This is a genomic window from Marinobacter sp. UBA2498 (assembly GCF_002341575.1).
Classification (GTDB): Bacteria; Pseudomonadota; Gammaproteobacteria; order Pseudomonadales; family Oleiphilaceae; genus Marinobacter; species Marinobacter manganoxydans.
Map to the genome: position 1 here is coordinate 57645 of NZ_DDOI01000083.1, position 1881 is coordinate 59525.

2 protein-coding genes are annotated in these 1881 nt (G+C 50.8%); one reads left to right on the forward strand and one right to left on the reverse strand.

The window, feature by feature from the left end; translation table 11 throughout:
• Window positions 1–326: choice-of-anchor F family protein (locus tag B2W52_RS11675; protein ID WP_286803180.1), on the reverse strand; the 326-nt coding region annotated here is incomplete at its 3' end.
• Window positions 327–1052: 726 nt separating this feature from the next.
• Here B2W52_RS11675 and B2W52_RS11680 point away from each other — a divergent pair.
• On the forward strand, window positions 1053–1881 hold an 829-nt coding region (locus B2W52_RS11680; RefSeq protein WP_476738531.1), incomplete at its 3' end, for an MCP four helix bundle domain-containing protein.

Sequence of the window (1881 nt, forward strand, 5' to 3'; positions counted from 1 at the left end):
AGACTTACCGAATCATCGGCTGACACATCGACAACAATGTCGATGGGACCATTGGTTTCGGTTGTTTTAAGCTTGAAACGCTTTCCGGAATCAGGCGGGGCTGTACAGTTGTCGCCGGGGGCACGATCGGGCTGAGCCATCAGGCAACCGGCAAAATCGTATGTCTGCTGGGCGGTGAACGGCTCGTTATAGACCTTGATCCCCAACCCTACATTGCCAAAATCGTTAACCGGATCGAGCCACCCAAAGCTGGCAGTTCCCTCTGTATCGGTATACACCAAGGTTTTACCTTCAACCGGTGGAACCGCAAGGTTTTCTTCGTTCACTCCCTCCATCGTTGCCGCAACAGCCACACACGGCAGGCCAATCATGGAACAAAACACGGCGCTAGCAAGTCGATGTCTCGCAAAATCATTTTTTTAGTAGTCATAATGCTTTCCCTAATGCAGTTCAGAAAATCCAAAACATAGAGCAGTTCAAGATTACCGTTCATTCACAATCGTAAAGCACAAAAACCGATAAGCAAATGCTTTTTAGTTACAACTAGTAGAACAATCTAGCACGAACAGTTCTCATGCTTTTGCCAGAAGCGCAAAGCTGCAACATCGCGATCGGCCGTATACCCAGCCATGAGGCGCCCACGAACAGGAATCTCAAGACAATTACCTGTGAAAGAAAACTCCATTACACCGCTCGCAGTTGCAGCCAGTCGTTCCTGTCTAGCCACCGAATCGATAGGTGTGACTTTTTGTCGCACCCTCAAAGCCGAGCAGACCTGAATACCAATCAGGCAGTGTTCACCTTCGAGTCCTTGTAGGCTCACTGCTTAATGATTTTATATTTCGGAGAATTGCTGCATTTCCGTATCAAATAAACTCGTCCAGAAACTATCTGTTACGGTATGCCTCTGGATTCTTTTGATAAAAGCGGCCTTAATAGCTGCAAATAAAAGATTCCAAATTTCCTCGGTGTATCAATTTCGTTTGCTGCCTCGCGCTAAAAATGAGGCAAAACCACGCTTTGATGCTGCCCTCAAGCAAGTAAGGAAAACCATGACAGTCTCGAGCTTCCTCACCAACATGACCATCCGGACCAGATTGGCTGGCGGCTTTGCGGTTCTCCTGCTGCTGACCATCGTAGTGGGATTGGTAGGTGATCGGGCCCTGGAGAGCTATGGCCAACGTTCGAACATTGTTGCCATGCTCGGGCAGGTAAACACCAACCTGACCGAAGCCCGGGTTGAGGAGAAGAACTTTCTGCTGACCGGTGAGGCGCAGGCTGTTGCCCGGACTCAGGCCCAGGGCGACCGGGTTCTGGAGCTGACCAATGAGATCAAGCCGCTGCTCGCAGTCGCCAAGGATATTGAAACCTTGGGCCAGATCCAGGCAGACGTAAAACAATACCAGCGGCTCATGGGCGAGGTTGAAACCAACATTGGTGAACGGGAGGCAGCGCTCGAGCGCCTTGAAACCAGTGCCCGCATCTTCGGATCTTCTTTGAAGGCCCACAGCTCTCTGTTCTTCGCTTCAGCCATTTTCGAGGATATGCGTCGCTCTGAACGCAAGTTCCTGATCGAACATGATGACGCCAGCGTCAAGGCTTATCTCGATGATGCGAAAAGAGTCCAGGGCCCGCTGAAATCAGCGGCGATCACGACCGAGGAAAAAGACCAGATCAATGCTGCGCTGAAGACCTATGTCAATGAATTTCAAACGGTCGTGGATCTCACCAACTCCGGAAAACAGCTGTCGGATGATATGGTCAGCACAGCTCGCAGTGCCATCGAATCGGCAAATAACCTTCGGGCACTTCAGACTGAGAAAATGGAGGCTGATCGTGAGCAGGCTTCCTGGTTGATCTTCGGCGCGACCGGTATCGCCC